The organism is Mesorhizobium sp. B1-1-5 (genome assembly GCF_006443065.1).
Classification (GTDB): Bacteria; Pseudomonadota; Alphaproteobacteria; order Rhizobiales; family Rhizobiaceae; genus Mesorhizobium.
This window is the reverse complement of the sequence record NZ_VFWS01000071.1, coordinates 1-25,643: the sequence shown is the minus strand read 5'-3', so window position 1 is coordinate 25,643 and position 25,643 is coordinate 1. Positions and strand designations below refer to the sequence as shown.

General features: G+C 63.4%; 28 protein-coding genes. 16 read left to right on the top strand and 12 right to left on the bottom strand.

Going from position 1 to position 25,643, the window contains the following annotated elements; genetic code table 11:
- Positions 1-784, top strand: a 784-nt coding sequence (ubiA, locus tag FJ980_RS20045; RefSeq protein WP_140545536.1) for a 4-hydroxybenzoate octaprenyltransferase, incomplete at its 5' end; no start/stop codon positions are given.
- Between the two features lie 161 nt (positions 785-945).
- On the opposite strand, the gene FJ980_RS20035 is transcribed toward ubiA, so the two are convergent.
- From FJ980_RS20035 to FJ980_RS20025, 3 genes are all read right to left on the bottom strand, one after another.
- Positions 946-1,512 carry a DUF6101 family protein gene (locus tag FJ980_RS20035; protein ID WP_140545535.1) on the bottom strand — a complete coding sequence of 189 codons (567 nt, stop codon included), beginning with the start codon at positions 1,510-1,512 and terminating at the stop codon, positions 946-948.
- 184 nt (positions 1,513-1,696) lie between these two features.
- The gene (locus FJ980_RS20030; RefSeq protein ID WP_140545534.1) at positions 1,697-3,130 is read right to left on the bottom strand and encodes an FAD-binding oxidoreductase; all 1,434 of its coding nucleotides are present in this window, start codon (positions 3,128-3,130) and stop codon (positions 1,697-1,699) included.
- Positions 3,131-3,209: 79 nt separating this feature from the next.
- Complete coding sequence (locus FJ980_RS20025; RefSeq protein WP_181181265.1) at positions 3,210-4,172, bottom strand: L-threonylcarbamoyladenylate synthase; 963 nt, start codon at positions 4,170-4,172, stop codon at positions 3,210-3,212.
- 174 nt (positions 4,173-4,346) lie between these two features.
- Between FJ980_RS20025 and FJ980_RS20020 the strand changes: the two genes are divergently transcribed.
- Complete coding sequence (locus tag FJ980_RS20020; protein ID WP_246676475.1) at positions 4,347-4,835, top strand: hypothetical protein; 489 nt, start codon at positions 4,347-4,349, stop codon at positions 4,833-4,835.
- 99 nt (positions 4,836-4,934) lie between these two features.
- A complete protein-coding gene (locus FJ980_RS20015; RefSeq protein ID WP_140545533.1) occupies positions 4,935-5,324 on the top strand; it encodes a hypothetical protein in 390 nt (129 codons plus the stop codon).
- A 97-nt stretch (positions 5,325-5,421) separates the two neighbouring features.
- On the opposite strand, the gene FJ980_RS34730 is transcribed toward FJ980_RS20015, so the two are convergent.
- Together FJ980_RS34730 and glyS are read right to left on the bottom strand one after the other, a co-directional pair.
- Positions 5,422-5,781 (bottom strand): ATPase, encoded by a 360-nt coding sequence (locus FJ980_RS34730; RefSeq protein ID WP_181181264.1) that lies wholly within the window; start codon positions 5,779-5,781, stop codon positions 5,422-5,424.
- Between the two features lie 266 nt (positions 5,782-6,047).
- Positions 6,048-8,444 carry a glycine--tRNA ligase subunit beta gene (gene glyS, locus FJ980_RS20005; protein ID WP_140545532.1) on the bottom strand — a complete coding sequence of 799 codons (2,397 nt, stop codon included), beginning with the start codon at positions 8,442-8,444 and terminating at the stop codon, positions 6,048-6,050.
- Between the two features lie 252 nt (positions 8,445-8,696).
- On the opposite strand from glyS, the gene FJ980_RS20000 reads away from it, so the two are divergent.
- The gene (locus FJ980_RS20000) at positions 8,697-8,879 is read left to right on the top strand and encodes a hypothetical protein (RefSeq protein ID WP_140545531.1); all 183 of its coding nucleotides are present in this window, start codon (positions 8,697-8,699) and stop codon (positions 8,877-8,879) included.
- On the opposite strand, the gene FJ980_RS19995 is transcribed toward FJ980_RS20000, so the two are convergent.
- Positions 8,876-9,802, bottom strand: a complete 927-nt coding sequence (locus FJ980_RS19995) for a glycine--tRNA ligase subunit alpha (RefSeq protein ID WP_181181266.1) — start codon at positions 9,800-9,802, stop codon at positions 8,876-8,878. The two genes, FJ980_RS20000 and FJ980_RS19995, sit on opposite strands and share 4 nt — an antisense overlap.
- A 194-nt stretch (positions 9,803-9,996) precedes the next feature.
- Between FJ980_RS19995 and FJ980_RS19990 the strand changes: the two genes are divergently transcribed.
- On the top strand, positions 9,997-10,458 hold the full coding sequence (locus tag FJ980_RS19990) for a GNAT family N-acetyltransferase (RefSeq protein ID WP_140545529.1): 462 nt from the start codon (positions 9,997-9,999) through the stop codon (positions 10,456-10,458).
- Positions 10,459-10,941: 483 nt separating this feature from the next.
- Here FJ980_RS19990 and FJ980_RS19985 read toward each other — a convergent pair whose 3' ends face one another.
- From FJ980_RS19985 to FJ980_RS19970, 4 genes are all read right to left on the bottom strand, one after another.
- A complete protein-coding gene (locus tag FJ980_RS19985) occupies positions 10,942-12,717 on the bottom strand; it encodes a tetratricopeptide repeat protein (protein WP_140545528.1) in 1,776 nt (591 codons plus the stop codon).
- A gap of 203 nt (positions 12,718-12,920) precedes the next feature.
- Entirely contained in the window at positions 12,921-13,337 is a 417-nt protein-coding gene (locus FJ980_RS19980; protein WP_140545527.1) for a DUF1284 domain-containing protein, read from the bottom strand.
- Entirely contained in the window at positions 13,334-13,942 is a 609-nt protein-coding gene (locus FJ980_RS19975) for a biotin transporter BioY (RefSeq protein WP_140545526.1), read from the bottom strand. Before FJ980_RS19975 ends, FJ980_RS19980 begins: the two co-directional genes overlap by 4 nt.
- Positions 13,943-14,281: 339 nt before the next feature.
- The gene (locus FJ980_RS19970; RefSeq protein ID WP_140545525.1) at positions 14,282-14,947 is read right to left on the bottom strand and encodes a GntR family transcriptional regulator; all 666 of its coding nucleotides are present in this window, start codon (positions 14,945-14,947) and stop codon (positions 14,282-14,284) included.
- Positions 14,948-15,136: 189 nt separating this feature from the next.
- On the opposite strand from FJ980_RS19970, the gene FJ980_RS19965 reads away from it, so the two are divergent.
- Both FJ980_RS19965 and FJ980_RS19960 read left to right on the top strand, forming a co-directional pair.
- Positions 15,137-16,240 (top strand): ParA family protein, encoded by a 1,104-nt coding sequence (locus FJ980_RS19965; RefSeq protein ID WP_140545524.1) that lies wholly within the window; start codon positions 15,137-15,139, stop codon positions 16,238-16,240.
- Entirely contained in the window at positions 16,237-16,917 is a 681-nt protein-coding gene (locus FJ980_RS19960) for a RelA/SpoT domain-containing protein (protein WP_140545523.1), read from the top strand. The genes FJ980_RS19965 and FJ980_RS19960 overlap by 4 nt, the downstream gene beginning before the upstream one ends.
- Positions 16,918-16,964: 47 nt before the next feature.
- Here the strand turns inward: FJ980_RS19960 and FJ980_RS19955 are convergent, their stop codons facing one another.
- Positions 16,965-17,978, bottom strand: a complete 1,014-nt coding sequence (locus FJ980_RS19955) for a polyprenyl synthetase family protein (protein WP_140545537.1) — start codon at positions 17,976-17,978, stop codon at positions 16,965-16,967.
- A gap of 154 nt (positions 17,979-18,132) precedes the next feature.
- Here FJ980_RS19955 and FJ980_RS19950 point away from each other — a divergent pair, with 154 nt between their 5' ends.
- From FJ980_RS19950 to FJ980_RS19920, 7 genes are all read left to right on the top strand, one after another.
- The gene (locus FJ980_RS19950; protein ID WP_140545522.1) at positions 18,133-18,357 is read left to right on the top strand and encodes a DUF2007 domain-containing protein; all 225 of its coding nucleotides are present in this window, start codon (positions 18,133-18,135) and stop codon (positions 18,355-18,357) included.
- Positions 18,357-19,154, top strand: coding sequence for a methyltransferase (locus tag FJ980_RS19945; RefSeq protein ID WP_181181263.1), 798 nt, complete (start codon positions 18,357-18,359; stop codon positions 19,152-19,154). Before FJ980_RS19950 ends, FJ980_RS19945 begins: the two co-directional genes overlap by 1 nt.
- A 241-nt stretch (positions 19,155-19,395) precedes the next feature.
- Positions 19,396-20,253, top strand: coding sequence for a S49 family peptidase (locus tag FJ980_RS19940; protein ID WP_140545520.1), 858 nt, complete (start codon positions 19,396-19,398; stop codon positions 20,251-20,253).
- A gap of 84 nt (positions 20,254-20,337) precedes the next feature.
- Positions 20,338-20,523 carry a hypothetical protein gene (locus tag FJ980_RS19935; protein WP_095768715.1) on the top strand — a complete coding sequence of 62 codons (186 nt, stop codon included), beginning with the start codon at positions 20,338-20,340 and terminating at the stop codon, positions 20,521-20,523.
- Between the two features lie 25 nt (positions 20,524-20,548).
- Positions 20,549-21,442 carry a 4-(cytidine 5'-diphospho)-2-C-methyl-D-erythritol kinase gene (locus tag FJ980_RS19930; RefSeq protein ID WP_140545519.1) on the top strand — a complete coding sequence of 298 codons (894 nt, stop codon included), beginning with the start codon at positions 20,549-20,551 and terminating at the stop codon, positions 21,440-21,442.
- Complete coding sequence (gene moaB / locus FJ980_RS19925) at positions 21,429-21,986, top strand: molybdenum cofactor biosynthesis protein B (protein WP_140545518.1); 558 nt, start codon at positions 21,429-21,431, stop codon at positions 21,984-21,986. The genes FJ980_RS19930 and moaB overlap by 14 nt, the downstream gene beginning before the upstream one ends.
- A gap of 124 nt (positions 21,987-22,110) precedes the next feature.
- Positions 22,111-22,536 (top strand): aldehyde-activating protein, encoded by a 426-nt coding sequence (locus FJ980_RS19920; protein WP_140545517.1) that lies wholly within the window; start codon positions 22,111-22,113, stop codon positions 22,534-22,536.
- Between the two features lie 262 nt (positions 22,537-22,798).
- Here FJ980_RS19920 and FJ980_RS19915 read toward each other — a convergent pair whose 3' ends face one another.
- Positions 22,799-23,302 (bottom strand): glycosyltransferase, encoded by a 504-nt coding sequence (locus FJ980_RS19915; protein WP_095768718.1) that lies wholly within the window; start codon positions 23,300-23,302, stop codon positions 22,799-22,801.
- A gap of 148 nt (positions 23,303-23,450) precedes the next feature.
- On the opposite strand from FJ980_RS19915, the gene FJ980_RS19910 reads away from it, so the two are divergent.
- Both FJ980_RS19910 and FJ980_RS19905 read left to right on the top strand, forming a co-directional pair.
- The gene (locus tag FJ980_RS19910; RefSeq protein WP_140545516.1) at positions 23,451-24,605 is read left to right on the top strand and encodes a PA0069 family radical SAM protein; all 1,155 of its coding nucleotides are present in this window, start codon (positions 23,451-23,453) and stop codon (positions 24,603-24,605) included.
- A gap of 194 nt (positions 24,606-24,799) precedes the next feature.
- Positions 24,800-25,498, top strand: a complete 699-nt coding sequence (locus FJ980_RS19905; RefSeq protein WP_140545515.1) for a ribonuclease HII — start codon at positions 24,800-24,802, stop codon at positions 25,496-25,498.
- Positions 25,499-25,643: the final 145 nt, after the last annotated feature.

The following is a 25,643-nucleotide window of genomic DNA, read 5'->3' as shown; positions in this document are numbered from 1 at the left end:
CTTCCCGCTGCTTACGCTGCTGCCGACGCCTTGGTATCTATTGCTGTTCTTCATCGGCGCTGTCGCCATGCGCGGCGCCGGCTGCGCCTATAACGATCTCGCCGACGAGGACATCGACAACCAGGTCGAGCGCACCCGCTCGCGGCCGCTGCCCGCCGGCAAGGTGACACGCCGCCAGGCCTGGGCTTTCGTCATCATCCAGGCGCTGGTGGGCTTGGCCGTGCTGTTGCAGTTCAACAGCTTCGCCATTCCGCTCGGCATCGCCTCGCTGGCGATCGTCGCCGTCTATCCCTTCATGAAGCGCATCACCAACTGGCCGCAATTGGTGCTTGGGCTGGCCTTCTCCTGGGGCGCGCTGATGGGCTGGGCGGTCGAGTTCGGCGACATCGATGATCCGGCGATCATGCTCTATATCGGCTCGATCCTGTGGGTGATCGGCTACGATACGATCTACGCGCATCAGGACAAGGAAGACGACGCCATCGTCGGTGTGCGCTCGACGGCGCGGCTGTTCGGCGACAACACAAAGACCTGGCTGGCCGGACTCTACGGCGGCGCGCTGATCTGCTTCGCCATCGCCTTCGCATCCGCCCAGGTGCCGATCGTGGCGCTGGCCGGGCTGATCGCCGCCGGCGCGCATATGGCGCGCCAGATCGTCCGGCTCGACATCAACAATCCGGACCAGTGCCTGAAACTGTTCAAGTCGAACAACCAGGTCGGCTGGCTGATCTTCCTCGGCCTGATCGGCGGTTCGGTATGGATTTGGCTGAAGCCGCTGGTGTAGGCCTCTCCCTTCTCCCCTTGTGGGAGAAGGTGTCGCCGAAGGCGACGGATGAGGGGTGTTCCAGAGGACACCAGCGTCTCACTCCGCTGGAACACCCCTCATCCGTCTCGGCGCTGCGCGCCGATCCACCTTCTCCCACAAGGGGAGAAGGAAAAACCGAGCTACTCCCTTGCGATAATCTCCTGGCCGTCGATGACCAGCCTCAAGCCCAGATTGCCGGCCTTGCGGCGGGCGAGGAAGCGCGGGCGGCGCGTGGTGGAGACGCGGCCCTTGCGGCGCTCCTGCGGCGGCAGCGCCTTGATGGCGGCGCCGAGCGATTCTTCCAGGGTGCGGGCAATGCCGTCGGCCTCGATCAGCAGCATCGGCAGGCGATAGGCGTCGGCCCAGGCGCGCCAGTCGGCGGCGACGTCGTCGAGGTCGTCGGCGACCAGAAGCGGCACCGACAGCATCGGATCATTGTGCAGAAGCTCGAGCGTCACGGTGACATTGCCGTCCGGATCCTCCATGGCGCGCGCGGCAACGCCGCGGAACGCCTTGGCGGGCAACGCGATGATCGCCGGCACGCCGCTCATCTCCAGCACACGGCGGATGACGGCGCCGCGCTGGTCGATGGTGAAGGTGACATCGCCATAGTCGTCGCGGGTGGCATAGCTCACCATCTGCGGCAGGCGAAACGGGTCGAGACGCATGTTGCGCCCGGCCCAGACTGGCTTCAGTCCAGTGTTCATCGATGTCTTCCCTGTTAGTCCTGAGGGCCGTTTTCCGGTTCTCTCAGGGCCGGTTTTTCCGGCCTCGTTATGGGAAGAAACATTAGCGCTCGCTTCTTACCGGCGCGCTTAAGAAAGTCGGTTAAATTTTGCTGATCTGAGCCGATGGTTATCGGAATGCGACCGGCGCCCGATGTGGTGAGGATCAGATAACCTTACCGGGATTCATGATGCCGGCCGGATCGAAGGCCGCTTTCACGCGGCGCATCAGGTCGATCGCCATCGGCGGGGCCGTGGCGATCAGCTCGTCGCGCTTCAATTGGCCGATGCCGTGCTCTGCCGAGATCGAGCCGTGCAAGGACCGCACGACATCGTGCACGGCCTTGTTCATGGGGTGGTAGAGGTCGAGGAATGCTTCATCCTGCCAATCCATGGGACGCGAGATGTTGTAGTGGAGATTGCCGTCGCCCATGTGGCCGAAGCAGACGACGCGCGCGCCGGGGCAGACCCCCTCCACCGCGCCGGCCGCCTTTTCGATGAACTCGGGGATCGAAGCGATCGGCACCGAGATGTCGTGCTTGATCGAAGCGCCCTCCGGCTTCTGGGATTCGGGCAACGTCTCGCGGAAATTCCAGAAAGCGTCGCTCTGGGCAAGACTTGCCGACACCACCGCGTCGCCAACGATGCCCTGCTCGAGAGCCTCTGCCAGGATCTCTTCTATCAACGCTTTGCCGTCCTCTTCGGAGCGGCCGGACGAAATCTGCATCAGCACATACCACGGCCAGTCGCCGGCCAGCGGCCGGGTGATGCCTTGCCCGTGCCTGAGCGTGAAATCGTATGGCCTTTTGCCGATCAGCTCGAAAGCGGTCAGCGATGCGCCGGCGCGGTCCATCGCCAGGGTGAACAGCGAAAGCGCGTCTTTCGGCGACGACGGCAGGCCGGCAAAGGCGACCTCCCTGCCCTTCGGCTTCGGGAACAATTTCAGCACCGCGGCAGTGATGATGCCGAGCGTGCCTTCGGCGCCAATGAAAAGGTTCTTCAGATCGTAGCCGGTGTTGTCCTTCTTCAATTTACGCAGGTCGTCGAACACCTCGCCGGTCGGCAGCACCACCTCGACGCCGAGGCAGAGCTCGCGCGCATTGCCATAGGCAAGCACGCCCGTGCCGCCGGCATTGGAGGAGAGATTGCCGCCGATCTGGCAGGAGCCTTGCGCGCCGAGCGACAGCGGAAACAGCCGGTCGGCGGCGTCGGCCGCTTCCTGCAGCGTCTGCAGGATGACGCCGGCCTCTGCCGTCACCGTATTCGACAGGACATCGATCTCGCGGATGCGGTTCAGCCTGGACAGCGACAGCACGATGTCGCGACCGGATCTATCCGGCACCTGGGCGCCGACCAGCCCGGTGTTGCCGCTTTGCGGCACGATCGGGGTTCCGGTCTCGGTTGCCAGCCGCATGATGCGGCTCACTTCCTCGACGCCGCTGGGGCGCAGCACCAGCGATGTCCGGCCGTGCCAAAGGCCGCGCCGCTCGGTGATGTAAGGCGCGATGTCGGCCTGCTCGCGCAACGCATATTTGTCGCCGACGATTGCCGCGAAGCGGTCGATGAGGGCGGGATCGAGGTCCAAGGGCTGATCGTTCATGAGACTGAACCTAGAGCAATTCCAGGAAAAGTGTGAAGCGGTTTTCCGTCCGGAATTGCGTCAAAACAAAGAGATAGGCTCAGCCGGTCTTGTCACGCGGCGCGGCGGCGCGGGCAAGCCGGTCGTTGATCGCCTCGCCCAGCCCCTCGAACGGGATCGGCTCAACGGCGATGGTCGCGGCGCCGACGCGGTCGAGCGCCTGCATGAAGGCGAACAGATTGCTTGCCGCCTCGCGTAGATCGCCCGCTTCGGACAGATTGCGCAGCGCAACGGCCTGTTCCCAGCCCTCGGCGCGGTTGCGGCCGAACGCAAGCAACGCCTCACCCTCGGCTATATCTTGGACATTGAGCCGCATCGCGGCGCCCGGCGCGTAATGCGAGGCAAGCATGCCCGGCGCCTCGATGCCGCTGGCGCCGCGCGACAATTTCGCGCCGGCCACCGCCTCGATCTCCTCGGCGCCGATGCCGCCGGGCCGCAGCAGGCGCAATTTGCCGTTCTCAACCTTGAGAATGGTCGATTCCAGGCCAACGGGCGTCGCGCCGCCATCGACGACCAGCCTGATCCTGTCGCCGAGATCGGCGGCGACCGCCTGCGCTGTCGTGCCGCTGATTTTCCCGGAAGAATTGGCGCTCGGGGCTGCGAGCGGCCTGCCGAGCCGGGCGATGAGCTCGCCGCCGAACCCGCGCGGCATGCGCAGCGCGATGGTGTCCAGCCCCGCGGTGACGAGCGGGTGGATGCCGTTGCCGGCACGTTGCGGCAACACCAGCGTCAGCGGGCCGGGCCAGAAGGCTTCGGCCAGTTTTGCCGAGAGCGGATCGAAGCCGGCGATACGGTCCGCCATCGCGCGATCGGCGATATGGGCGATCAGCGGGTTGAAGCGCGGCCGGCCCTTGGCCTCGAAGATACGCGCCACGGCAACGCCGTTGGTGGCATCGCCGGCCAGGCCGTAAACCGTCTCGGTCGGAATGGCGACGACGTCGCCGCCTTCAAGCAGCGCCAGAGCCTGCTCCATAGCCTCGCCGACCGCCAGTATCTCAGCCAAATTTGCCACCAGTCCTGAACATGCCGGTCCCGTAATACGGCCGCTTGCATCGGGCAAGTGCGGGCATTGGCGATTTATCAATCCCTAAAATGTTAAGTTTCCGCGCAAGCCGGCTTCAATGTGCCGGCGCTATGGTGCGGGTTTGATGCGGTTGCGGGCTTGGGAGTATTTGTGATGCGTTTGCTTGGAGCGTTCGGGATCAGCCTTTTGGCGATGCACGGCGCGGCACATGCCTCGTCGATCGTCGTGGTCGGACCCTCGACGTCGGCGCCGTCGATCGTCAAGCTGAATGCGATCGAACCGACCAAGCTGTCCGCGGCCTCGACGCCGTCGATTATAGCGCTTGGCGATCCTATCCCCGCCGTCACCGACGAGAAGGTCGCGGCAATCCCCGCGAAGTCAGGGCATCAGCAGGCCCCGATGATCATTCGCGGCGGCATTGTCGGCGGCGCTTTCGAAACGCCCGCGGCCAAGCCCACAGCACCGGCAACAACAACCGCCGCCGCGCCGGCAAACGCCACCACGCCGGCAACGCCCGCGAACGGCACCGCGTCCGCTTCAAACGGCAACGGCGCAGCCGGCAGCCAGCCGGCCGCGACGGCCAATGCGTCGGGCGGCGCGCAGCCGCAAGGGTCAGTGCCGCGCGTCGGCAAGGCGATGTAGATCACACTGGGTCCGGCCTTGGTATGCTAGGCGCTTAGCCTGTCCGATTCCCGTCATCGGGATCGGGCATGATGCGGCGGCGTTTCAAAAGGGGGATTCATGACTGTTTCGAAAGCAATGGCCGTTGCCGCGCTGTTGGCGGCGACGACACTGGGCGCGGGTACGGCACGGGCCGACGACATGCTTGGCTCTTACACGGCGCGGATTTCCGACCGCGATCACCGCGCCAGCGATGGCTACCCGCTCGGCAGCGCGGCGCAGATGGTGCGGCAGGACCGCGCCAACTGGCACAAATTCCACCGGCACGACAGCGACGACCAGGGTGATTCCTGGTTCCGCAGCGACGGCTCGCGCGCCGACCTGCAGCGCATGCTGGAACGCGGCGGCGCCATGAGCAGCGCCACAAAGCGCGCCATCGTCAATGGCGAGCCATTGGTCGAGGTCGACGTCTATCCGGACAGCGTGCGGGTCAGCATAGTGGAGGATTGACGGGTCAATCTTTCCTGGAAGATTGACAAGAGCCGCACAGACGAAAAAGGGCGACGCGCGACGCGCCGCCCTCATACTTCAGACGAGAGGAGACGGCTCAGGCCGCTTCTTCCTTGTCCTTATCGTCGGACTTGTCGTCATCATCGGACTCGTCTTCATCCTCGTCGCCATCTTCATCCTCGTCGTCGGACTCATCGTCGCCCGAGGCTTTGGCTTCTTCGTCGGCGTCTTCGTCTTCGTCGTCGCCGTCTTCGTCGCCTTCATCTTCATCATCCGACTCGTCGTCGGCCGAGGCAGTGGTTTCCTCGTCGCCGTCTTCCTCGTCGTCTTCGGACGGATCGGCGGCTTCGACCGCCGCGGCGGCGGCGTGGTCGAGGAGGTTTTCGGAAGCGGATTCGATCGCCTCGGCGGCGGCCGGGGTCTCTTCAATCAGGTCGATATCGTCAACGGAATTCATGGCATGCCTCCGTGTTTGGGGAATGTCTTACGGCGCGCCCCGCGAAACGATCCCGGGCAACGCGCCTTAAGTCTTTGGTTGATGCATGTCGTTGCCCCAGAACCGCTCAGCGCTTCTGGACGACATGCACCTTTGTCCCATGCGGAGGTCATCGTCATATGACTGTAAGCCGGCTCCGGCGCATTAAATTTCGGGCGCCGAATTGTTCAAGCCTGCCGGCATCCTAGCGGATGCGGGCAGGCTCGAATGTGCGGTTTTCCGAGCCGTCAGCCGACGATTTTTGAAAAATCCGCGACCTGATCTGTGGCGGCGCGGATGCGGGCGAGCAGCGCCAGACGGTTGGCGCGCACAGCCTGGTCCTCATCATTCACGAGAACACGCTCAAAGAATGAATCAACCGGTTCGCGCAACACGCTAAGCGCCAGCATGGCGGCAGAAAAATCTTCGTTTTGAATTGCTTCGCCGGCTTCCTTCTCTGCCTGATTCACAGAGGCAAACAGCTTCTTTTCCGCCTCCTCGCGGAACAGCGCCGGCTCAACAGCCTCGGCGATTGCCGTTTTCTTCTTCTCCTCGGCGGCCAGGATGTTGGCGGCGCGCTTGGTGCCGGCAAGCAGGTTCTTGCCCTCCTCGGTGTCGAGCAAGGAGCCCAGCGCCTCGACGCGGCGCACGATCTGCAGCAGGTCGTCGTTCGGCGATTGGCCGATCTCCCCCCTTGTGGGGGAGATGCCCGGCAGGGCAGAGGGGGGCGCGACAGAATGAGGGGCCGGCGGGACAGCGCCCCCCTCTGTCGGCTGCGCCGACATCTCCCCCACAAGGGGGGAGATTGGGCGCGAACCCGCCGACAGCACGGCATCGATCAGGTCATGCCGCGCACCGCTTTCACGCAGATAGACTTTCAAACGGTCGTGGAAGAAGGCGAGGAGATCGGACGACTGATCCGCGCCGCCTTTGAAGTTTGCAAGGGCCTTGGCGAAAACAGACGTCAGCGCCAGACGAATACGGTTCTCGATGAGTATCCTGACCAGGCCAAGCGCCGCACGTCGCAGCGCGAACGGATCCTTGCTGCCCGTAGGCTTCTCGTCGATCGCCCAGAAGCCGGTCAGCGTGTCGAGCTTGTCGGCAAGCGCGACGGCAACCGAGACCGGATCGGTCGGCACGCGGTCGGATGGGCCTTGCGGTTTGTAGTGCTCCTCGGCGGCCGCCGAGACCGACGGGTGCTCGCCCTGCAGCAGCGCGTATTTGCGGCCCATGGCGCCCTGAAGCTCGGGGAATTCGCCTACCACCTCGGTCTGTAGATCGGCCTTGGCGAGCACCGACGCGCGGGCGACCAAAGCGCTATCGGCTCCGACGACAGGTGCCAGTTCCTCAGCCAACCGCTTGATACGCTCAACGCGCGCGCCTTGCGTGCCCAGCTTGGCGTGGAAAGTGACGTTGAGGTGGTCGAGCCGCGCCATGCGCTGGTCGAGCGGCTTCTTCAAATCCAGGTCGAACCTCGTCGCCGACTCCGCCAGCTGGTCGAGATCGGGCAGGTCGCCCTGATCGGTCCGCCAAAAATAGAGCGCGTCGGACAAGCGCGCGCGCACCACCTTGCCGTTGCCGTAGGCGATCTCCTTGCCGCCGTCGCTCGCCTCGATGTTGGCGACCAGCACGAAGCGGTTCGAAAGCGGCGATTGGCCAATCTCCCCCCTTGAGGGGGAGATGCCCGGCAGGGCAGAGAGGGGGGCCTCGCGCTGAGTCCCCTCAGTCGGCTTCGCCGACATCTCCCCCTCCAAGGGGGAGATTGGCGACGTCACGAAACACTTCTGGTTGGCGCGGATAGTGAGGCGGATGACCTCGCCCGGAATGGTGAGGAAATCCTGCTCGAACTCGCCCATCAGCACGACCGGCCATTCCACTAGGCCGGAGACTTCCTCCAGCAGGCCCTCGTCCTCGACCAGGTCGAGGCCGTTGGCGAAGGCGATGTTGCGGGCATCGGCCAGGATGATCTCCTTGCGCCGGTCGGCGTCGAGCACGACCTTGGCCGCCTCGAGCTTCGCCACATAGTCGTCGAAGCGGCGCACGGTGATCGCGCCCGGCGCGTGGAAGCGATGGCCATAGGTGATGTTGCCGGCGCGGATGCCGTCGATCTCGAAATCGACAACCGCCGGCTCCTCGGTCTCCGGGCCGAAGGTGCAGACGATCGACTGCAGCGGCCGCACCCAGCGCAGCGAACCGGGCTTGGCCGAGGCCGGCCCCCAGCGCATCGATTTCGGCCAAGGGAAGGCGCGGATGATGCCCGGCACCAGCTCGGCGATGATCTCTTCGGCCGCCCTGCCCGGCTTCGTGATGTGGGCGACGTAGAAGTCGCCCTTCTTGGGGTCGGAATGGACATGCGCCTCGGCGATCGACGACAGGCCGGCCTTGCGAAGAAAACCCTGCACCGCCTGCTCGGGCGCCGTGGTCGAAGGACCCTTGATCTCCTCGCGGATGTCCTTCGAGCGCGCGGTCAGGCCACGGATGTCGAGGGCCAGGCGCCGCGGCGTCCAATATTCGCGCGCCGCCTCATAGGTCAGCCCTGCCTCGACCAGACCGTCGGTCAGCAACTTCCTGAGGTCGCCGGCCGCCTTGCGCTGCATGCGGGCGGGAATCTCTTCCGAGCGGAGTTCCAAGAGCAGGTCGGGCATAGTTAAGCTCCCCACCCTCCCCGTGATGGAGAGGGTCGGCGCGAGGCGCCGTAACGAATGGGCGGGAAATAGCAACTTGGCCGGCCGCTGTCACCCCGCAAGCAGATCGCCTCTTCAAGCGATTTCACGGAATTTTTCGACCCACTGTCGGGTTGGCGCCAGGCAGCCCGTCCTTGGAGCAGAACTTCCCATGAACCGAACGCTGCGCTGAAGCGACAAACGCTCAGGCAGAGACCTATTGGCTGAACGGCGATGAAGACGGCATCGAGAACCCTGCAGATCCTGGCGCTCAGCGCCTGCTTCGCCGCCCAGGCGCATGGCACGATCACGATGCCGGGGATCAGGCAGGCCATGCGTACGATCGACGGCGCAGCGGCGCAGATCGTGTTGCCGGCCGGCGCCGCCACCGAGACCGCGAAAGCCGTATCGGCTTAAGCTGCCGCCGCCAGCCCGCCCGCCCGCGTCTTGAGGAACGCTTCGCCGCAAGCCTTGGCCAGATTGCGCACGCGCAGGATGTAGCTCTGGCGCTCGGTGACCGAGATCACGCCGCGCGCGTCGAGCAGATTGAAGACATGGCTTGCCTTGATGCACTGGTCGTAGGCCGGGAAGACCATGCGATGCATCGCCAGATTGTCGCTTGGCTTGGGCGTGCCGGCATCGAGCAGCGCCTTGCACTCGGCCTCGGCGTCCTCGAAATGCCTCAGCAGCATCGCGGTGTTGGCGAATTCGAAATTGTGGCGCGAATATTCCTGCTCGGCCTGCAGGAAGACGTCGCCATAAGTGACCTTTTCGGCCCCCTCGCGGCCGTTGAAGTTCAGGTCGTAGACATTGTCGACACCCTGCACATACATGGCGAGCCGTTCCAGGCCGTAGGTCAGCTCGCCCGCCACCGGTGCGCATTCGATGCCGCAGACCTGCTGGAAATAGGTGAACTGCGAGACTTCCATGCCGTCGCACCAGCACTCCCAGCCGAGCCCCCAGGCGCCCAGCGTCGGGCTTTCCCAGTCGTCCTCGACGAAGCGAATGTCGTGCAGCAGCGGGTCGACGCCGATTGCTTCCAGCGAGCCGAGATAGAGTTCCTGCAGGTTCGGTGGATTTGGCTTCAGGATCACCTGGTATTGGTAATAATGCTGCAGGCGGTTCGGGTTTTCGCCGTAGCGGCCATCCTTCGGCCGGCGCGAGGGCTGCACATAGGCCGCGTTCCAGCGCAACGGACCCAGCGCGCGCAAGGTGGTCGCCGGATGGAAGGTGCCGGCGCCGACTTCCATGTCGTAGGGCTGCAGGATGAGGCAACCATAGTCCGCCCAGTAATTGTGCAAGGTCAGGATCAGCCCCTGGAAGGAGCGGCTGGGATGCATATGGGCAGGAATCTCGATGGTCACGGCGGCCTCGGAAAGCGCGGGATGTCGCTTCCCTAGTTGCCGGGCCGGCAAGCGTCAAGGCGGTGGCTCGCGCCCGGCGAGGTTGAACGCTTTGCGACCGGCTGGCCCATTGCCGGCGGGCGGCGGCAATCCTTTGCTCCAGCCCCATCTCCAACAAAGAAGGTTCAGCCATGTCCGGTCAACCCACCATACGACCCGTCACAAGGCAGGATTTCGAGCAGTGGCTGCCGCTCTGGGACGGCTACAACGCGTTCTACGGACGCTCCGGGCCGACGGCGCTTGCCGGCGAGATCACGCAGATGACATGGTCGCGTTTCTTCGATGCCTATGAGCCGGTGCATGCGCTGGTGGCCGAGCAGGAGGGCAAGCTTCTCGGCCTCGTTCACTATCTCTATCATCGCTCGACCACATCGATCGCGCCGAGCTGCTATCTGCAGGATCTCTTCACCAGCGAGGCCGCGCGCGGCCAGGGTATCGGCCGGGCGCTGATCGAAGGCGTCTACGAACGCGCCAGGCAAGCGGGCGCGAACCGCGTCTACTGGCTGACGCATGAAACGAACCGCGCGGCCATGCAGCTCTACGACAAGGTCGGCGAGAAGTCGGGGTTCGTCGTCTACAGAAAGATGTTCTAGTTTCCTCGACACAGGGATTTCCTCGACAGCGATTTGAAAGGCCGCCGTTCGTCGGCGGCAAGATCGTCACCGTTCATTCCATGAAAATCGGCACAAACGCTGAAAATTGGCGGAACCCTCTCAACTTCGTCATTCCAGGGCGGAGCAGCCGCGAAGCGGCGTCGCGGAGACCCTGGAATCCATTCCGTGACCCTAATCAAAGAGTGCAGCGGAGCAGAATTCTGCACCGCAGCAGCGCTCAGAAATCACGGAATGGATCCTCGGGTCTGCGCGCGTCGCTGCGCTCCTTGCTCCGCCCGTGGATGACGACGGGGCGGGCATTTCGGCCAATCTTCAACGCATGCCGCCTGCCAACGCAAACACAGTCTACCCGTCAAGATTTCTCTACCAGGGAACGGGCGCCGGACCGACCTTAAGCAGACGCCGAGCCGAAACGAAAACGGGGCTCGACGGGCCCCGTTTTCTTGAACGCTGGCGAAAGGCTCAGCCTTTCGGCGCGGGCGTCGGGTCCGGCTTCACCTTGGGCGTTTCCTGCGCGGTGTTGGATTCGATCGGCGGCAGGCCCTTGAGCAGCTTCTGCTGCAAGGTGGCGAGCACATCCGGATCGGGCTTCAGGTCGCGTGCCTGCGTCCACTGGTAGGTGGCCTCGAGCTTGCGGCCGACGCGCCAGTAGGCATCGCCGAGATGGTCGTTGAGGACCGGATCCTCCGGCTTCAGCGAGACGGCGCGTTCCATCTCGCGCACGGCGTCGTCGAAGCGGCCCATGCGGTAATAGGCCCAGCCCAGCGAATCGACGATGTAGCCGTCGTTCGGCCGCAGGTCCACGGCCTTCTGGATCATCGCCAGGCCTTCCTTGAGGTTCATGTTCATGTCGACCCAGGAATAGCCGAGATAGTTCATGACCTGCGGCTGGTCGGGCTGCAGCTCCAGCGCCTTACGGAAATTGGGTTCCGCCTTCGGCCATTCCTTCAGCCGCTCATAGGCGATGCCGCGCTGGTAGAAGATGTTCCAGTTGGCGGCGGTCGGCGTCTTCAGCTGCTCGACAGCCTTGTCGTAGAGACTGGCGGCCGAGCGGAAATCTTCCTTCGAGCCATAGACGCCGCCAAGCGCCAGATAGGCGCGCATGTCGTCCGGGTGCCTTTCGAGATAGGCCTTGAGATGCGAAATCGCCTCGTCATGCTTGTCGAGATCGGCAAGGTTGAGGCCGATCTGCAGGTCGGAGAGCTCCTTCAGCGGCGAGGACGCCGGAATGCGGCGGTAGAGCGAGACGGCGCCTTCGCCGTCCTTGAGCTGCTCGGCCACGGCGGCAAGCTGCACAAGGGCTGCGTCGCTGTCCGGCTTCAGCGCCAGGGCATATTGCAGATAGAGCCGCACGAAAGGCTCGCCGCCGCCGCGGTTGAGCGCGGTGGCAAGGTCGAGCAGGATTTCGGATGCGCCGCCGGCCGGACCGGCGACGAGCGGCTCGATCTTGTCGCCCTTGCTGATGCGGTCGCGCAGCGTGGTGATTTCGAGCTTGCCCGGCGCGAAGGCCTCGGCCTGGTTCAACACCGCCAGCGCCTTCGACTTGTCGCCCTTGCGGACCAGGAACGAGGCATAGGCCTGGGCGTTGCGCATCCAGGTTTCGGGCGCGGAGCCGCCGGCCGCAGTATCGGCCATGGTGGCGGCGTAGAGTTCCTCGGCCTTGTCGTTCAGGCCGGCGGCATCGGCGATCAGCGCGCGGTGGAACGATTTGAACAGGCCGAACCAGTCCGGGCCCTTGAGCTTGTCGATGGAATCCATGGCCTCGGACGCGTTGCCGGCACCTTCCTTGGCCCAGCCGTCCATGACGCCCGAGAGCAGCCGGTCGAGATCGGATTCCAGCGAGAGCTTCAGCCAGTACTGCGCCTTGGCGTAGTCCTTCTTGTGGAAGGAATCGATGGCCAGAGCCAGGCGCGAGAAGCGCTCGACGTCCGGCACTTCCTTCAGCTTGTCGGCATAGACGAGCGATTCCTCGAAGCGGCCTTGCGCGACCAGAGCCAGCATCAGGCTCTGCTGCAATTCCTTGTCGTTCGGCGCAAAGGCCAGCGCCTGCTTGTAATAGGCGATCGCATCGTTGAGATCGTTGTCGCTTTCGGCGATATGAGCCGCGAGATAGGCGCCCGAGAAAGACGTGATCTGGAGCGGTCGGGCCTCTTCCTTGGCCTGGACCGGCAGCACCCAAAGCGCCACACCGGTCAAAAATGCCAGCTTCGTCAGCCAGCGCGCACGTCCTTGCCGCATCGTATCCCTTTCAGCCAGATGCGATCCCGCCCTTGGCGGACCGCCCATAGACTCGCTCTTTTCCGGTCAAAGCATGGCCTTTTTGGGGTCAGGCTTCAATTGCCGAGCGAATCACAATGCAATCATCCGGCTTAAAAAACGATGCCGCGCCAGCGAAAATCCCGCGCGGAGGCCCGGGATGCCCATATGCGGCATCGGATTGCCTACAGATAGGTATCGCTGAATCCGCTGGCGGCAACCGTATCGCACAGGCCGAACCATTCGCAGCCGGAGCACGCCTGGCGCGTCAGGCCGGCGGAAAAGGCCTTGCGCATCTCCGCCAGGCTGGCGGCGTTCAGCACCAACCGGTCTCCGGCCTTGATCGGCCGCCCTAGGAGAGCGCCGACATCGCGCGCCGCCATCCGATCCCGCTCGGCGGCGCTCTCGCGCAGGCAATGCGGCTCCGGCTCGCCGAGCAGTGGGGCGCAGACGTCGTCCGGACCGGCAACGATCACAACACCCTCGCCCTCGCCCAGCCGCTTCACTACCTTGTCGTAATTGGCGGTGAAGGCTGGCGAATAGCCCTTGCCGACATAGGTCAGCAGGCAGAGCAGATGATGGGCGCGCAGCTTGATGGTCATCGCGTCCCGGACGAGCGGTCGCCTTGCTCCGCACGATAGGTGGAAAAGAGCTTCAGCGTCGCCGCGCCCAGCGCCGACTTGAGCAGGCCGCCGACGATAAAGGGCACGAAGCCGAAGGTGATGGCCTTTTCAGTGCCGATCATGACGGCAAGCCAGGCGGTGCCGAGAACCAGGCAAAGCAGGTTGCCCATGAGCATGGCAGCGAAGGCAAGCATGACGCGGTTGCCGTTCCAGCCGCGTTCGGCCAGCCAGCCGACGACAGCGCCGACGACCGGAAAGGCGAAGAGATAGCCGCCGGTCGGGCCAACAAAATGCTGTATGCCAGCGGCGCCGCCTGCAAGAACCGGAAAACCGGCGGCGCCCTCGACGAGCCAAGCGGCGATGGTCAGCGCACCGAAGCGCCAACCATAAAGCGCGCCGACCAGCGTGACGGCGAAGGTCTGCATGGTGACCGGAACCGGCACCATCGGCACCTCGATATAGGACGACAGCGCCAGGAACAGCGAACCAAGGATCACCGCGCCGATCTGCCAGGCGAGCGAACGGCTGTGCAGCCGCAATGGGCTGAAGGAGGGGTTTTGGGTCGAAATGGCTGCGTTGGTCACGGTGATGTTCCCTTGAAATTATAGATAATTTTTTGACTCCATCTATTATCGAATCCATATTTTGAAACGAATGGCAAGCGCCTGCTCTCGAATTCGTCATTCCAGGGCGGAGTAAGGAGCGAAGCGACGCGCGCAGACCCTGGAATCCATTCCGTTACGCGGGTCGAAGAATGCAGCGGTGCAGAAGGCGACTGTCTACGCCGGCGCACCGGTGCCATTGTCTGGATCGCCTCGAAGTTCATAGGTCACGGAATGGATTCCAGGGTCTGCGCGCGTCGCTCCGCTCCTTACTCCGCCCTAGAATGACGAGGCTGAGAGGCCTAGACCCAACCGCCAAACCTACCCCACGATGGCGAAGGCGTCGCGGGTCTTGCCGGAAGCGGTCTTGACCGGCTTCTGGCCGATCCATTGCACGTGCCGCCCGAGCGTCGCGGCGGCCGATTCGGTGTTGCCTTGCCTCAGCGCGCTCAGGATCGCCCGGTGATCCTGGTCGGTGCGGGTTTCCCATTCCGAGCGCCAGGCCGCGAAAAGGAAGCGCGCGCTCGCGGCGTGCAGGTCGTCGATGGTGGAGAGCAGGCGCGGCATGTTGCAGGGCGCCAGGATCAGCCGATGGAAGGTGCGATTGGCCTCTTCCCAGGAGCGCACGTCGCGGGATTTGTCGCCGGCCTTAGTCGCCTCCTCGGCCTGGTCGAGGATCGACGCCGTCAGATGCGGCGCGGCATGGCGCAGCGCCAGCACTTCGAGCGCCGCCCGCATCTCGGCCACCTCCCTGACCTCGCCGAGATCGAAGGAAGCGACGCGCACGCCGCGGCGCGGCTCGCCGATCGCCAACCCTTGAGCCTCCAGGCGCCGGAAGGCCTCGCGCACCGGGACATGACTGGTGTTGAATTCCTCGGCGACATGGTCCTGGCGCAGCCGCGAGCCGGGCTCGATCGCGCCCGAAATGATACGGTCCGCCAGTTCCTTGCTGATGCGGACGGCGATCGTGTCTTCTTTGCTGGCCATATTTTATAGATAATTTGCCGGACCGCCGTTTGTCGAGACGGCCGGCGCGGGATTCACAAGCCTGCCCCCAAACGATGACGTCGACCACGACTTCCAATTTTATGATCAGAAACTTACGAAACCACCCGAAATGCCGATTGGATAAACAGAAAAAATCGCTATTGTTCAGGCGGAAACGGGGGCAGGCGAATGAAACCTAGCATAGTAACTATTTTCAACAATAAGGGAGGCGTGGGAAAGACCACCTTGACCTATCATCTAGCTCACGCCCTCGGAGAGTTGGGTAAGAAGGTCTTGTTAATTGACCTTGATCCACAGTGCAACCTGACGATTTTTTCACTACCCATGGAAACCATTCACGACATCTGGGTGGCCGAAGATGATTTCGTGGATGATTTCGCGGCAGCTCGATCAAAAATGTCTATTGCTGATTTTGAGACACTCCTTAAACAACCGAGATCAATTCATTTTGACCTAAAACCTACCGAAGACGGCACAGCCGAGCTCGACTTTTTGCCACCTCCGATTGCCTTGAATGGGAGAGTTCATCTTATACCTGGACGTCTAACGCTTCACCTCTTTGAAGCGAAGATCGGCGAACGTTGGAGTGGTATCTATCAAGGTGACCCGCTATCGATCCGTACAGGTACGCGGGTTCGTCAGCTAGCATACGAGTATGCCGCCTTGTACGGATACGATCTCGTTATATTTGATACATCACCGAGTCTTGGGGCTTTGAATCGTCACCTGCTAACATTGGCAGACGGTTTCCTCATCCCATGCTCACCCGATCTATTCTCTGTTTATGGCATTCGGAATATTGGAAGCGCACTCCACACTTGGCGAAAGCAGTTTGATAGTATTTTCCACCTCCTTTCGGACGTTAAGCGATCTCAATTTCCCGAGAAATTCGTTAAGCTGATCGGTTACACAATTTATAACGCAAAACGATATTCAGGTTTGGGTAACGACCTTGACCTCGCGACAGCGCATTACAATTATGCTCGGCAGATACCGGAAACTATCGCCAAATTTATCGACCCCGAAAACGCGCTTCCATTTAGCGAAATTCTAAGCGGCTCTATGGGTGGAAACTCTGTCATCCACAGCCACAATACTTTGCCTAGTATGTCGCAAAAATATCATCTGCCAATGTGGCTCCTTCCTGATTCCACAGCAATCGAGCCAGGGGATCGCAGCACAATAGGCGGAAACCAAGGTACATATCGCGCCACCAAGGGTGCCTACACCACCTTTGCGTCCGACTTCTTGCTGAGAGTCGCAAAATTATGACCGACACTGCTCAGCAGGTGGATAGCCAGCATGACGCAATAATTGCGCAATACGAGAGGGTTAAGCACGACCTTGGCATTTTTATGGAAGGTGTCGTTAAATATATCGGCGAGCACCCCGATTTAATAAGAACCGGCCACCGGATCGTACACTCTTACAAGAGTCGCCTAAAAGACAATGACCATTTGCGTGAAAAAATCAAGCGCAAAATAGCAATGGGAAAGACCGTTACGGCAGACAATCTTTTCTCTTTCATTACAGATCTGGCCGGAGTTAGAATACTGCACTTATTTCAAGAAAATTTCGCTGATATTGACGCAGTAATCCGAAAAAAAGTAACCGATGGCGACTGGATTTTTGCAGAAAGGCCAAAAGCATACACTTGGGATCCTGAGGCGGTCATATTCTTCAACAATTTTGACCTCGATGTCTCAGAAAAATCCACATCTTACACCAGCGTACATTATTTGATACGTCCCCGCGCCGACTCACCTCTATGTTGCGAGGTTCAGGTGCGAACTTTGTTCGAGGAAATTTGGGGCGAAGTTGACCATCAAATTAATTATCCTATGCCAACGGACAATATCGCTTGCCGAGAGCAGATTAAAGTTCTCTCAAAAATTGTGGGGGCAGGTAGCCGTCTCCTGGATTCTCTCAAACGAGTCCAGCAGACTTAAGCTGCGGACGTTTTGGACCTATCCCTCAACAAGCGAACGCAAGTGACTCAGCTGACGCGGCTGATGCAGAAATCGATGACGTCGATCAAGGCCGACTTCTGCGGCGTCGCCTCCAGCGGCGCCAGCGCGTCGCGGGCGATCTCGCCGAAATGACGGGCGCGGCCGATCGTGTCGGCGATGGCGCCGTGGCGGGCCATCAGGCCGATGGCCTTTTCAAGCCCGGCATCGTCGGCGACGTTGTCCTCGATGGCGCGCTTCCAGAAGGTGCGCTCGGCCTTGGTGCCGCGCCGGTAAGCGAGGATCACCGGCAGCGTCACCTTGCCCTCGCGGAAATCATCGCCGACATTCTTGCCGAGCTCCTTGCTCGAGCCGCCATAGTCCAGCGCGTCGTCGATGAGCTGGAAGGCAAGGCCGAGATTCATGCCGTAGGAGCGAAGCGCCGCGCGGTCGGTGCGCGAGGCCTGGGCGATGACCGGCCCGACCTCGGCGGCGGCCGAGAACAGCGCCGCCGTCTTGGCCTTGATGACGGCGAAGTGCTCGTCCTCGGTGGTCTCGAGGTTCTTGGCGGCGGCAAGCTGCATCACCTCGCCCTCGGCGATGATGGAGGCCGCGGCCGACAGGATGTCCAAGGCTTCCAGCGAACCGACCTCGACCATCATGCGGAAAGCCTGGCCGAGCAGGAAATCGCCGACGAGCACGCTCGCCTGGTTGCCCCAGATCATGCGCGCCGTCTTCTTGCCGCGGCGCAGCGCGCTCTCGTCGACCACGTCGTCATGCAGAAGCGTCGCCGTGTGCATGAACTCGACCGCCGTGGCGAGCTTGACATGGCCTTCGCCGGAATAGCCGAACATCTGCGCGGCGGCGAGCGTGAGCATGGGCCTGAGCCGCTTGCCGCCGGAGGAGATCAGGTGATTGGCGATCTCCGGGATCATTTCGACGTCGGAGCCGGCCTTGGACAGGATCAGCTCGTTGACCCGCCCCATATCGGCGGCTGTCAGATCGATCAAATCCTTGATGGAAGCGGGTTCCCGCTTGCCTTCGATGTTGAGAACGACACCCACCACGACAACTCCCGTCAATCTGACGCACCCTTGGTCCCGCGCCGACTCTAGGGCGGCGCAACCGGGCACGGCAAGAGGCGAATTAGCGCGGCTCCGCCGACGGAGTGTCCACGCGCACGTTTACACGAACGCCACAACCTGCGATTTTCGTTTCATGATCGAGCTTGTCCGCACCAACGACGCCGTTGTCATCTCCTTTGTCGAATCGCTGATGCGCGATGCCGGCATCGCCTGTTTCGTCGCCGACCAGAATATGAGCGTGCTCGACGGTTCGCTCGGCATCCTGCCGCGGCGCGTGATGGTCGATGCCGAAAGGGTCGATGCCGCGCGCCGCATTCTCAAGGATGCCGGCATCGAGAACGAGATCCGCAAAAAATAATGGCAGCCAGCACCGCCCCCGTCCCGGATACGCCGGCGCACACGGTCGATGCCTTCCATCGCGGGCGCTTCTGGCTGGTGCAGCCGAGCCGGGGCGGTCATCGCGCCGGCATGGACGCCATGATGCTGGCGGCCGCCGTGCCGTCCGGCTTTTCCGGCCGGCTCGCCGATTTCGGCGCCGGCGCCGGCGCCGCCGCCCTTGCCGTCCTGTCGCGCTGTCCGGCGGCGCAGGCCGTGCTTGTCGAGCGCTCCGCCGAAATGGCCGGGTTCGCCACTGCCACGCTTTCGCATCCCGGCAATGGCCATCTCGGCGACCGCGCCTCAGTGCTGATTGCCGACGTGACGCTGACCGGTCGAGCGCGTGGCGAGACCGGGCTTGCGGACAACCAGTTCGATTTCGTCATCATGAACCCGCCGTTCAACGCGGCGCAAGATCGCTCGACGCCCGACGCGTTGCGCAGAGAGGCGCATGTGGCGGAGGACGGGCTGTTCGAGCGCTGGATCCGAAGCGCCGCCGCCGTCGCCAAGCCGCGCGGCGGGCTGGCCGTCATCGCGCGGCCCGAGCAGTTGGTTGCCATCCTGGACGCGATGGAGGGGCGGTTCGGCGATGCCGAGTTGCTATGCGTGCATCCGCGGCCGGATGCGGCGGCGATCCGCATCGTCGTCAGGGCGGTGCTCAGCGCGCGCGGAAAACTGTCGATCCGCCCGCCGCTCATCTTGCACGGGCCGTCCGGCAACGGGCCGGCGGAGCGCACGGAAATGATCAATAACGGCCTGGCGTCGCTGTTCGGCGATTGATCCTTGAAGCGCGTCGCGTTGAAATGGATTCTAGCGACGCGCTTTAAGTTTTTGCTTTATGCATGTCTTTTTCGCAAAACCGCTGCACACTTTGCGCGACATGCACTGGCCGGCGATGCGGCATTGCCGTTGGCTGGCGAGTTCCTTACATGCCCAGGCAGGATGACGCCGCGCCCGTGAAACAGACCAACCGACCTGATCTCATCTTGCTCCTTTGCATTTTGTCCGGAGACAATCGTTCGTGAAACGCCTTTTCAACCGCTTGCTGCCGAAATCCTGGCGCTCGACAGCCGTCACCATTCCGGTCATCCGACTGCAAGGCCCCATCATGGCCGGCGGAGGCCAGTTCCGGCCGAGCCTGTCGCTCGCCTCGACGGCCGGCCTGATCGAAAAGGCGTTCGGCTTCGACGCGCCGGCGGTCGCCATCTCGATCAATTCGCCGGGCGGCTCAGCGGTGCAGTCGCGATTGATCTTCAAGCGCATCCGCGACCTGGCGGCGGAAAAGAACAAGAAGGTGCTGGTCTTCGTCGAGGACGTGGCGGCCTCCGGCGGCTACATGATCGCGGTCGCCGGCGACGAGATCTTCGCCGACCCGTCCTCGATCGTCGGCTCGATCGGCGTGGTCTCGGCCTCGTTCGGTTTCCCGGAACTGATGAAGAAGATAGGCGTCGAGCGGCGCGTCCACACCGCCGGCCAGAACAAGGCCGTGCTCGATCCGTTCAAGCCCGAGAAGAAGGAGGACATCGAGCGACTGAAGGCGCTGCAGCTCGAAGTGCACGAGACCTTCATCGACCTCGTCAAGGAACGGCGCGGCAGCAAGCTCAAGGACGACCCGGACCTGTTCACCGGCCTGTTCTGGACCGCCAAGCGCGGCCTCGAGCTCGGCCTTGTCGATGCTTTGGGCGATATGCGCAGCGTGCTCAAGACCCGTTTCGGCGAGAAGACGCAGCTCAAGCTGATCACCGCGCCACGCGGTCTGTTCGGCCGTTTCGGCCTGTTCGGCTCGCGCGTTTCGGCGCCGGATATCGCGGCGGCCGCCGCCAGCGGCGTCCTCGATGCGGCGGAAGAGCGCGCGCTATGGGCGCGCTTCGGGCTTTGAAAAAGCCATGAATGCGGCTAGCATGGCCGCTTGACCGACCCATTCGGCCGGCCTTGCCGCGAGGACGCGGGAGGAGTTTTAGAGATGCCGCAGATCATTTTCTTCGCCGTTGTCGGCGCTGCCGCTTACTTTGGCTACCGCGCTTTCGTGCGCGAGGCCGAACGCGTGACGGCCAAGATCCGGCGCACCGAAAGACAGGCGGCGAACGGCACGACGGGCACGCTGGTCAAGGACCCCAAGACCGGCGAATATCGTCTCGCCAAGGACTGATCCCATCTCGCCAGCAGCCGACATCCTGGAGCCCGGCACAGAGGTCCGGACGTGGCTTGCGCCTGCCAAGATCAACCTGGCGCTGCATGTCACCGGACAGCGCGCCGACGGCTACCATCTCATCGACAGCCTTGCCGTCTTCACCCGCTTCGGCGACCGGCTCGAGATCGAGCCGGCGGAAGAGGATGAATTCTCGGTATCCGGCCGTTATGCCGCCGGGCTGCCGCTCGACGGCGACAATCTGGTGGTGAAGGCGCGCGATGCCTTGCGCCGGGAAGCCGGCATGCAACAGGCGTCGCCGGTCGCCATCCGGCTGGAGAAGAACCTGCCCATCGCCTCCGGCGTCGGCGGCGGCTCGAGTGACGCAGCGGCCACGCTCAACGGCCTGGCGCGGCTCTGGAAGCTCGATATCGACCACAATTCGCTGGCCCGGATCGGGCTTTCGCTCGGCGCCGATCTGCCGATGTGCCTCAAATCAAAGCCGCTGATCGCACGCGGTATCGGCGATGAGGTCTCGCCGCTGCCCGCGTTTCCGGCGCTCGGCCTCGTCCTGGTCAATCCGGGCATCGCGGTCTCGACGCCGGACGTGTTCAAGGCGCTCTCCAGTCGCAACAACGAGGCGCTGCCGCCGCTGCCGAAACGCCTCGACTTCCACACGATCCGCAACTGGCTGGAGACGACGCGCAACGATCTCGAGCCTGCCGCGCGTTCGATCAAGCCGGCGATCGGCGAGGCGCTCAAGGCGCTGAAAAAAGCCGACGCCGCGTTCGCGCGCATGTCCGGCTCGGGCGCCACCTGTTTCGGCCTGTTCGAGACCGGCAATGTCGCAAAGCGCGCGGCGATCGAGATCCGCGCCCGCCACCCCGACTGGTTCGTTGCCGCGACGCGCAGCATGGAGGTGGGCGATGGCGAAGCTTGACGAAAGCCGGCCCTTCATTCCGGTGCGCATCGCGGTGCTTACGGTTTCCGACACGCGCAGCCTTGCCGACGACAAATCCGGCCAGACGCTGGCCGACCGCATCGCGGAAGCCGGCCACAGCCTTGCCGCGCGCGATATCGTGACCGACGACCGCGAAAAGATCCGCGACAAGGTGCTCGGCTGGTCGAAGGACGAAAACATCGATGTCGTCATCACCACCGGCGGCACCGGCTTCACCGGCCGCGACGTGACGCCGGAGGCGCTGGAGCCGATCTTCGAAAAGCGCATGGACGGCTTTTCGGAAGTCTTCCACCGCATTTCCTACGATAAGATCGGCACGTCGACGATCCAGAGCCGTGCGACCGGCGGCGTCGTCAACGCCACCTTCGTCTTCGTGCTGCCGGGCTCGCCCGGCGCCTGCAAGGACGCCTGGGACAGCATTATCAAGGCGCAGCTCGACTATCGGCACATGCCCTGCAACTTCGTCGAGATCATGCCGCGGCTGGACGAGCATCTCAGGCGCGGCGGCAAGCCAACCTCGTAAAGCTCAGTTAAGGCGCCCGGCCGGCATAGGGTTCGCAGGCGGATTGGCGCTGGCGCCTTCGAGGCGCCATGTTCGAAGGCGGTGCCGGCACGGTAGCTTATGTGAGAAAACAATGAGCAGCGCCATGACCGTTCACAGCGGCGGATGCCATTGCGGCAACATCCGCCTCAGCTTCTCGACCGCGCTCGATCCCGCGCAACTGGAAATCCGCGCCTGCCAGTGCTCGTTCTGCACCCGGCACGGCTCGCGCGCGGCCGCCGACCCGAACGGCAGGCTGGTCGTCTCGGTCGAGGACAGGCAGCGCTTGCGGGCCTATCGCTTCGGCTTGCGCACCGCCGACTATCTTCTGTGCGGCGAGTGCGGCGTCTATGTCGCGGCAATCGCCGGAGAGGGTGACGATGCCACGGCGATCGTCATCGTCAACGCGCTCGACGATCGCGAGCGGTTCTCGCGCGAGCCGATCCCGGTCCGCTACGATGCCGAGACGCGCGAGCAACGTCTCGCCAGGCGCCGCAGCGCGTGGATGCCGGTTGAGATTAAGGGGATTTGACTGGGCAGGCCCGCGCTGCCCTCTCCTTCTCCCCCTTGTGGGAGAAGGTGGATCGGCGCGCAAGCACCGAGACGGATGAGGGGTGTTCCAGCGGAGTGAGGCGCTGGCTTTCCCTGGAGCACCCCTCATCCGTCGCCTTCGGCGACACCACCCGGCCTTTCGCAGGCTCAAGGCGTTCGAAGCTCGAAAAGCCAAGCAATTGGCTTTTCGTCCGCTACGCGGACCGCTTCTCACCCCACAAGGGGAGAGGGTGGAGCTTGCATCATTTCGGCGGCGCGATCCAGATTTCCGCGTTCAGCCTTCTGGTCGCCAGGCCGCGCGCCAGGGCTTCGGCGCTGCGCGCGCTCTTTGCCAGAGCCGAGGCCTGACGCTTGCTGATGACAAGCCCCTCGGCCAGCGCACGATTGCTCGAGAACACCCTGGCCAGGAAAGGCGCACGGTTGGCGCGGGCGCGTGAAAAGCGCGCCGGCATGGTCTGTTTCGCCGTGTGCGCCACGACTTCGTCGATCCAGCCCTCGGCGAGCCGCGCGCCCGGCTCGAGCAGGAGCAGCCAGTCGCCCTTGGCCTGGCCGATACCGGCGCCGATCCCGCCGGTCGCATAGTGGCAGCCGGCATGCTCGGCCACCCGATGCGTCTGGTCGGTCGAGCCTTGATCGCAGACGATCACGTCGCGCACGACGCCTTCGACCGCGCCGCCGACCAGCGAGGCGAGCGTACGGGCAAGCCCCTCTTCGTCGTTGCGGGTTTCGATAAGGACGCTGAGCATTTTAGCCGAATAGCGGAAAGTGCGGCGATGCGCCAGTTGCGCGCGTCAAGCGAAAAAGTTCTTGCTTTGTTCTCTTCGGCGAAATAGGAATAGTTTCATGAACAGAGCGATTCGACAGCCTGCCGACAGTCCTTGGGAGAGGGCGAAAATGGAACAGATCGTGCGCGCCGACATTGCCGCTTTCGGAGCAGGCCGAGCCGAGATGGCGAACGCGATGATCGAGCAGAGCGGCATGCGCGTGCGGCCCGACCGCAATCGCGGCCGCTCGGCCGGCATCAATCCGTCCGGCCGGTTCGAGCCGATCAGCCGGCATGTGTTCGACGACGGCTGGAACTCGCTGGAGGAACTGCCGCCGTTCAAGACGGAAGTGCAGGTCGAAAAGCCGCGCACCATCATCACCCGCAACGAGTCGCCCGACATTTCCTTCGACCGTTCGATCAACCCCTATCGCGGCTGCGAGCATGGCTGCGTCTACTGCTTCGCCAGGCCGACGCATGCCTTCATGGGCCTGTCGCCGGGGCTCGATTTCGAATCGAAGCTGTTCGCCAAGCCGGATGCCGCGCGCATGCTGGACAGGGAATTGTCAAAACCGGGCTACCAGCCGCGCACGATCGCCATCGGCACCAACACCGATCCCTATCAGCCGATCGAGAAGCAATACCGCATCATGCGCGAGATCCTGGAAGTGCTGGAGGCGCGCGGCCATCCGGTCGGCATCGTCACCAAGTCGGCGCTGGTGGCACGCGACATCGACATCCTGTCGCGCATGGCCGAGCGCGGCCTTGCCAAGGTGGCGCTGTCGGTGACGACGCTCGACCGCATGCTGGCGAGAACGATGGAACCCCGCGCCTCGACGCCGACGAAGCGGCTGGAGGCGATCCGCCAACTTTCGGATGCCGGCATCCCGGCATCGGTCATGGTGGCGCCGATTATTCCGGGGCTTACCGATCCGGAGATGGAGCGCATCCTCGATTCGGCTAGAGCCGCCGGCGCGCGGGAGGCCGGCTACGTCATCCTGCGCCTGCCGCTCGAAGTGGCGCCGATCTTCAAGGACTGGCTGTTGCGCCATTATCCCGACCGCTACCGGCATGTGATGTCGCTGATCCGCTCGATGCGCGACGGCAAGGATTACGATTCCGAATGGGGCAAGCGCATGAAGGGCGCCGGTCCCTATGCCTGGCAGATCGGCCGGCGTTTCGAGATCGCCGCCAAGCGGCTCGGCCTCAATGTCGAGCGGCGGCAGCTTCGCACCGACCAATTCGTCGCAGGCGCCAGTGCCGGCGAGCAGCTGATGCTGCTTTGACGCCTGCGCCGGCCATGACGGGCTGGCGCTAAGCACTTCCAGGCAAAGCGATTTTCCGTCTGGAATTGGTACTTTTTCGAAATTCCGTCCGGCCATTGTCCCCCGGCCGTGAGACGGTGCCTTCCCGGTCCGACGCCCCATCCGACCCGGAAGGACTTGCGGAGAATCGGAGCCGATGCGAACCTCGCCGCACCATGGCTCGCGCGCGTTCCGATTCTCCGCTTCTCTTTGAAATGGTCGAGAAGCCCGACTTCTCGATCGAGACGAAAGCGATAGCCGACGGGCTGTGGCCGGTCGCCGGCATGGACGAGGCCGGCCGCGGTCCGCTCGCCGGTCCGGTGGTGGCCGCCGCGGTGGTGCTCAACCCCGCCAATATTCCCGAAGGCCTCGACGATTCCAAGCGCCTCACCCATTTGCAGCGCGAGGCGCTGTTCCTCAAGATTCTCGGCTCGGCACTCAGCATCTCGATGGCTTCGGTCAGCGCCGAAGGCATCGACAGCAGCAACATCCTGAAAGCCAGCCTGGAAGCGATGCGCCGTGCTGCCGCCGGCCTGTCCTTGCGGCCGAAGCTCGCCCTGGCCGACGGCCGCGACATACCGCCAGGTCTCGCCTGCGAAGGCCGGGCTCTCATCAAGGGCGACCAGCGCTCCCAATCGATCGCCGCCGCCTCGATCGTCGCCAAGGTGATGCGCGACCGCATGATGTGCGGCTGCGGCGGACATCACGAGCACTACGGCTTCGAAGTGCATATGGGCTACGCGACGGTCCGCCACCGCACCGCGATCGAGGCGCATGGGCCGGTGGCACGGCTCCACCGGGCCTCGTTCGCGCCGTTCAGGCTGGGTGGCGTCGAGGTGGTTGAAGAGGAAGAGAGCTTCGCCGGGCTGGAGTAGTTAGCTGATCTCCCCCTTGTGGTTACGGCTTGCGGACATCCTCTGTCACTGGCGTGACTGATCGGCGCAGGCTTGATTGCCACGTGGTTCCCCCAATCCGTCGCTGCTTCGCAGCGCCACCTTTCCCCCCTCCGGAGGGAAAGGA

What these genes read in the sequence shown, in the direction of transcription:
- moaB (WP_140545518.1), top strand. Translation starts at nt 21,429, where the DNA reads ATGGCGAAGCTTGACGAAAGCCGGCCCTTCATTCCGGTGCGCATCGCG.
- FJ980_RS20000 (WP_140545531.1), top strand. Translation starts at nt 8,697, where the DNA reads ATGAAGACGGCATCGAGAACCCTGCAGATCCTGGCGCTCAGCGCCTGC.
- FJ980_RS20030 (WP_140545534.1), bottom strand. Translation starts at nt 3,130, where the DNA reads ATGAACGATCAGCCCTTGGACCTCGATCCCGCCCTCATCGACCGCTTC.
- FJ980_RS20015 (WP_140545533.1), top strand. Translation starts at nt 4,935, where the DNA reads ATGACTGTTTCGAAAGCAATGGCCGTTGCCGCGCTGTTGGCGGCGACG.
- FJ980_RS19950 (WP_140545522.1), top strand. Translation starts at nt 18,133, where the DNA reads ATGATCGAGCTTGTCCGCACCAACGACGCCGTTGTCATCTCCTTTGTC.
- FJ980_RS19935 (WP_095768715.1), top strand. Translation starts at nt 20,338, where the DNA reads ATGCCGCAGATCATTTTCTTCGCCGTTGTCGGCGCTGCCGCTTACTTT.
- FJ980_RS19910 (WP_140545516.1), top strand. Translation starts at nt 23,451, where the DNA reads ATGGAACAGATCGTGCGCGCCGACATTGCCGCTTTCGGAGCAGGCCGA.
- FJ980_RS19960 (WP_140545523.1), top strand. Translation starts at nt 16,237, where the DNA reads ATGACCGACACTGCTCAGCAGGTGGATAGCCAGCATGACGCAATAATT.
- FJ980_RS19995 (WP_181181266.1), bottom strand. Translation starts at nt 9,802, where the DNA reads ATGCATCCCAGCCGCTCCTTCCAGGGGCTGATCCTGACCTTGCACAAT.
- glyS (WP_140545532.1), bottom strand. Translation starts at nt 8,444, where the DNA reads ATGCCCGACCTGCTCTTGGAACTCCGCTCGGAAGAGATTCCCGCCCGC.
- FJ980_RS19965 (WP_140545524.1), top strand. Translation starts at nt 15,137, where the DNA reads ATGAAACCTAGCATAGTAACTATTTTCAACAATAAGGGAGGCGTGGGA.
- FJ980_RS20020 (WP_246676475.1), top strand. Translation starts at nt 4,347, where the DNA reads ATGCGTTTGCTTGGAGCGTTCGGGATCAGCCTTTTGGCGATGCACGGC.
- FJ980_RS19905 (WP_140545515.1), top strand. Translation starts at nt 24,800, where the DNA reads ATGGCTCGCGCGCGTTCCGATTCTCCGCTTCTCTTTGAAATGGTCGAG.
- FJ980_RS19915 (WP_095768718.1), bottom strand. Translation starts at nt 23,302, where the DNA reads ATGCTCAGCGTCCTTATCGAAACCCGCAACGACGAAGAGGGGCTTGCC.
- FJ980_RS20035 (WP_140545535.1), bottom strand. Translation starts at nt 1,512, where the DNA reads ATGAACACTGGACTGAAGCCAGTCTGGGCCGGGCGCAACATGCGTCTC.
- FJ980_RS34730 (WP_181181264.1), bottom strand. Translation starts at nt 5,781, where the DNA reads ATGAATTCCGTTGACGATATCGACCTGATTGAAGAGACCCCGGCCGCC.
- FJ980_RS19920 (WP_140545517.1), top strand. Translation starts at nt 22,111, where the DNA reads ATGACCGTTCACAGCGGCGGATGCCATTGCGGCAACATCCGCCTCAGC.
- FJ980_RS19980 (WP_140545527.1), bottom strand. Translation starts at nt 13,337, where the DNA reads ATGACCATCAAGCTGCGCGCCCATCATCTGCTCTGCCTGCTGACCTAT.
- FJ980_RS19945 (WP_181181263.1), top strand. Translation starts at nt 18,357, where the DNA reads ATGGCAGCCAGCACCGCCCCCGTCCCGGATACGCCGGCGCACACGGTC.
- FJ980_RS19970 (WP_140545525.1), bottom strand. Translation starts at nt 14,947, where the DNA reads ATGGCCAGCAAAGAAGACACGATCGCCGTCCGCATCAGCAAGGAACTG.
- FJ980_RS19985 (WP_140545528.1), bottom strand. Translation starts at nt 12,717, where the DNA reads ATGCGGCAAGGACGTGCGCGCTGGCTGACGAAGCTGGCATTTTTGACC.
- FJ980_RS19990 (WP_140545529.1), top strand. Translation starts at nt 9,997, where the DNA reads ATGTCCGGTCAACCCACCATACGACCCGTCACAAGGCAGGATTTCGAG.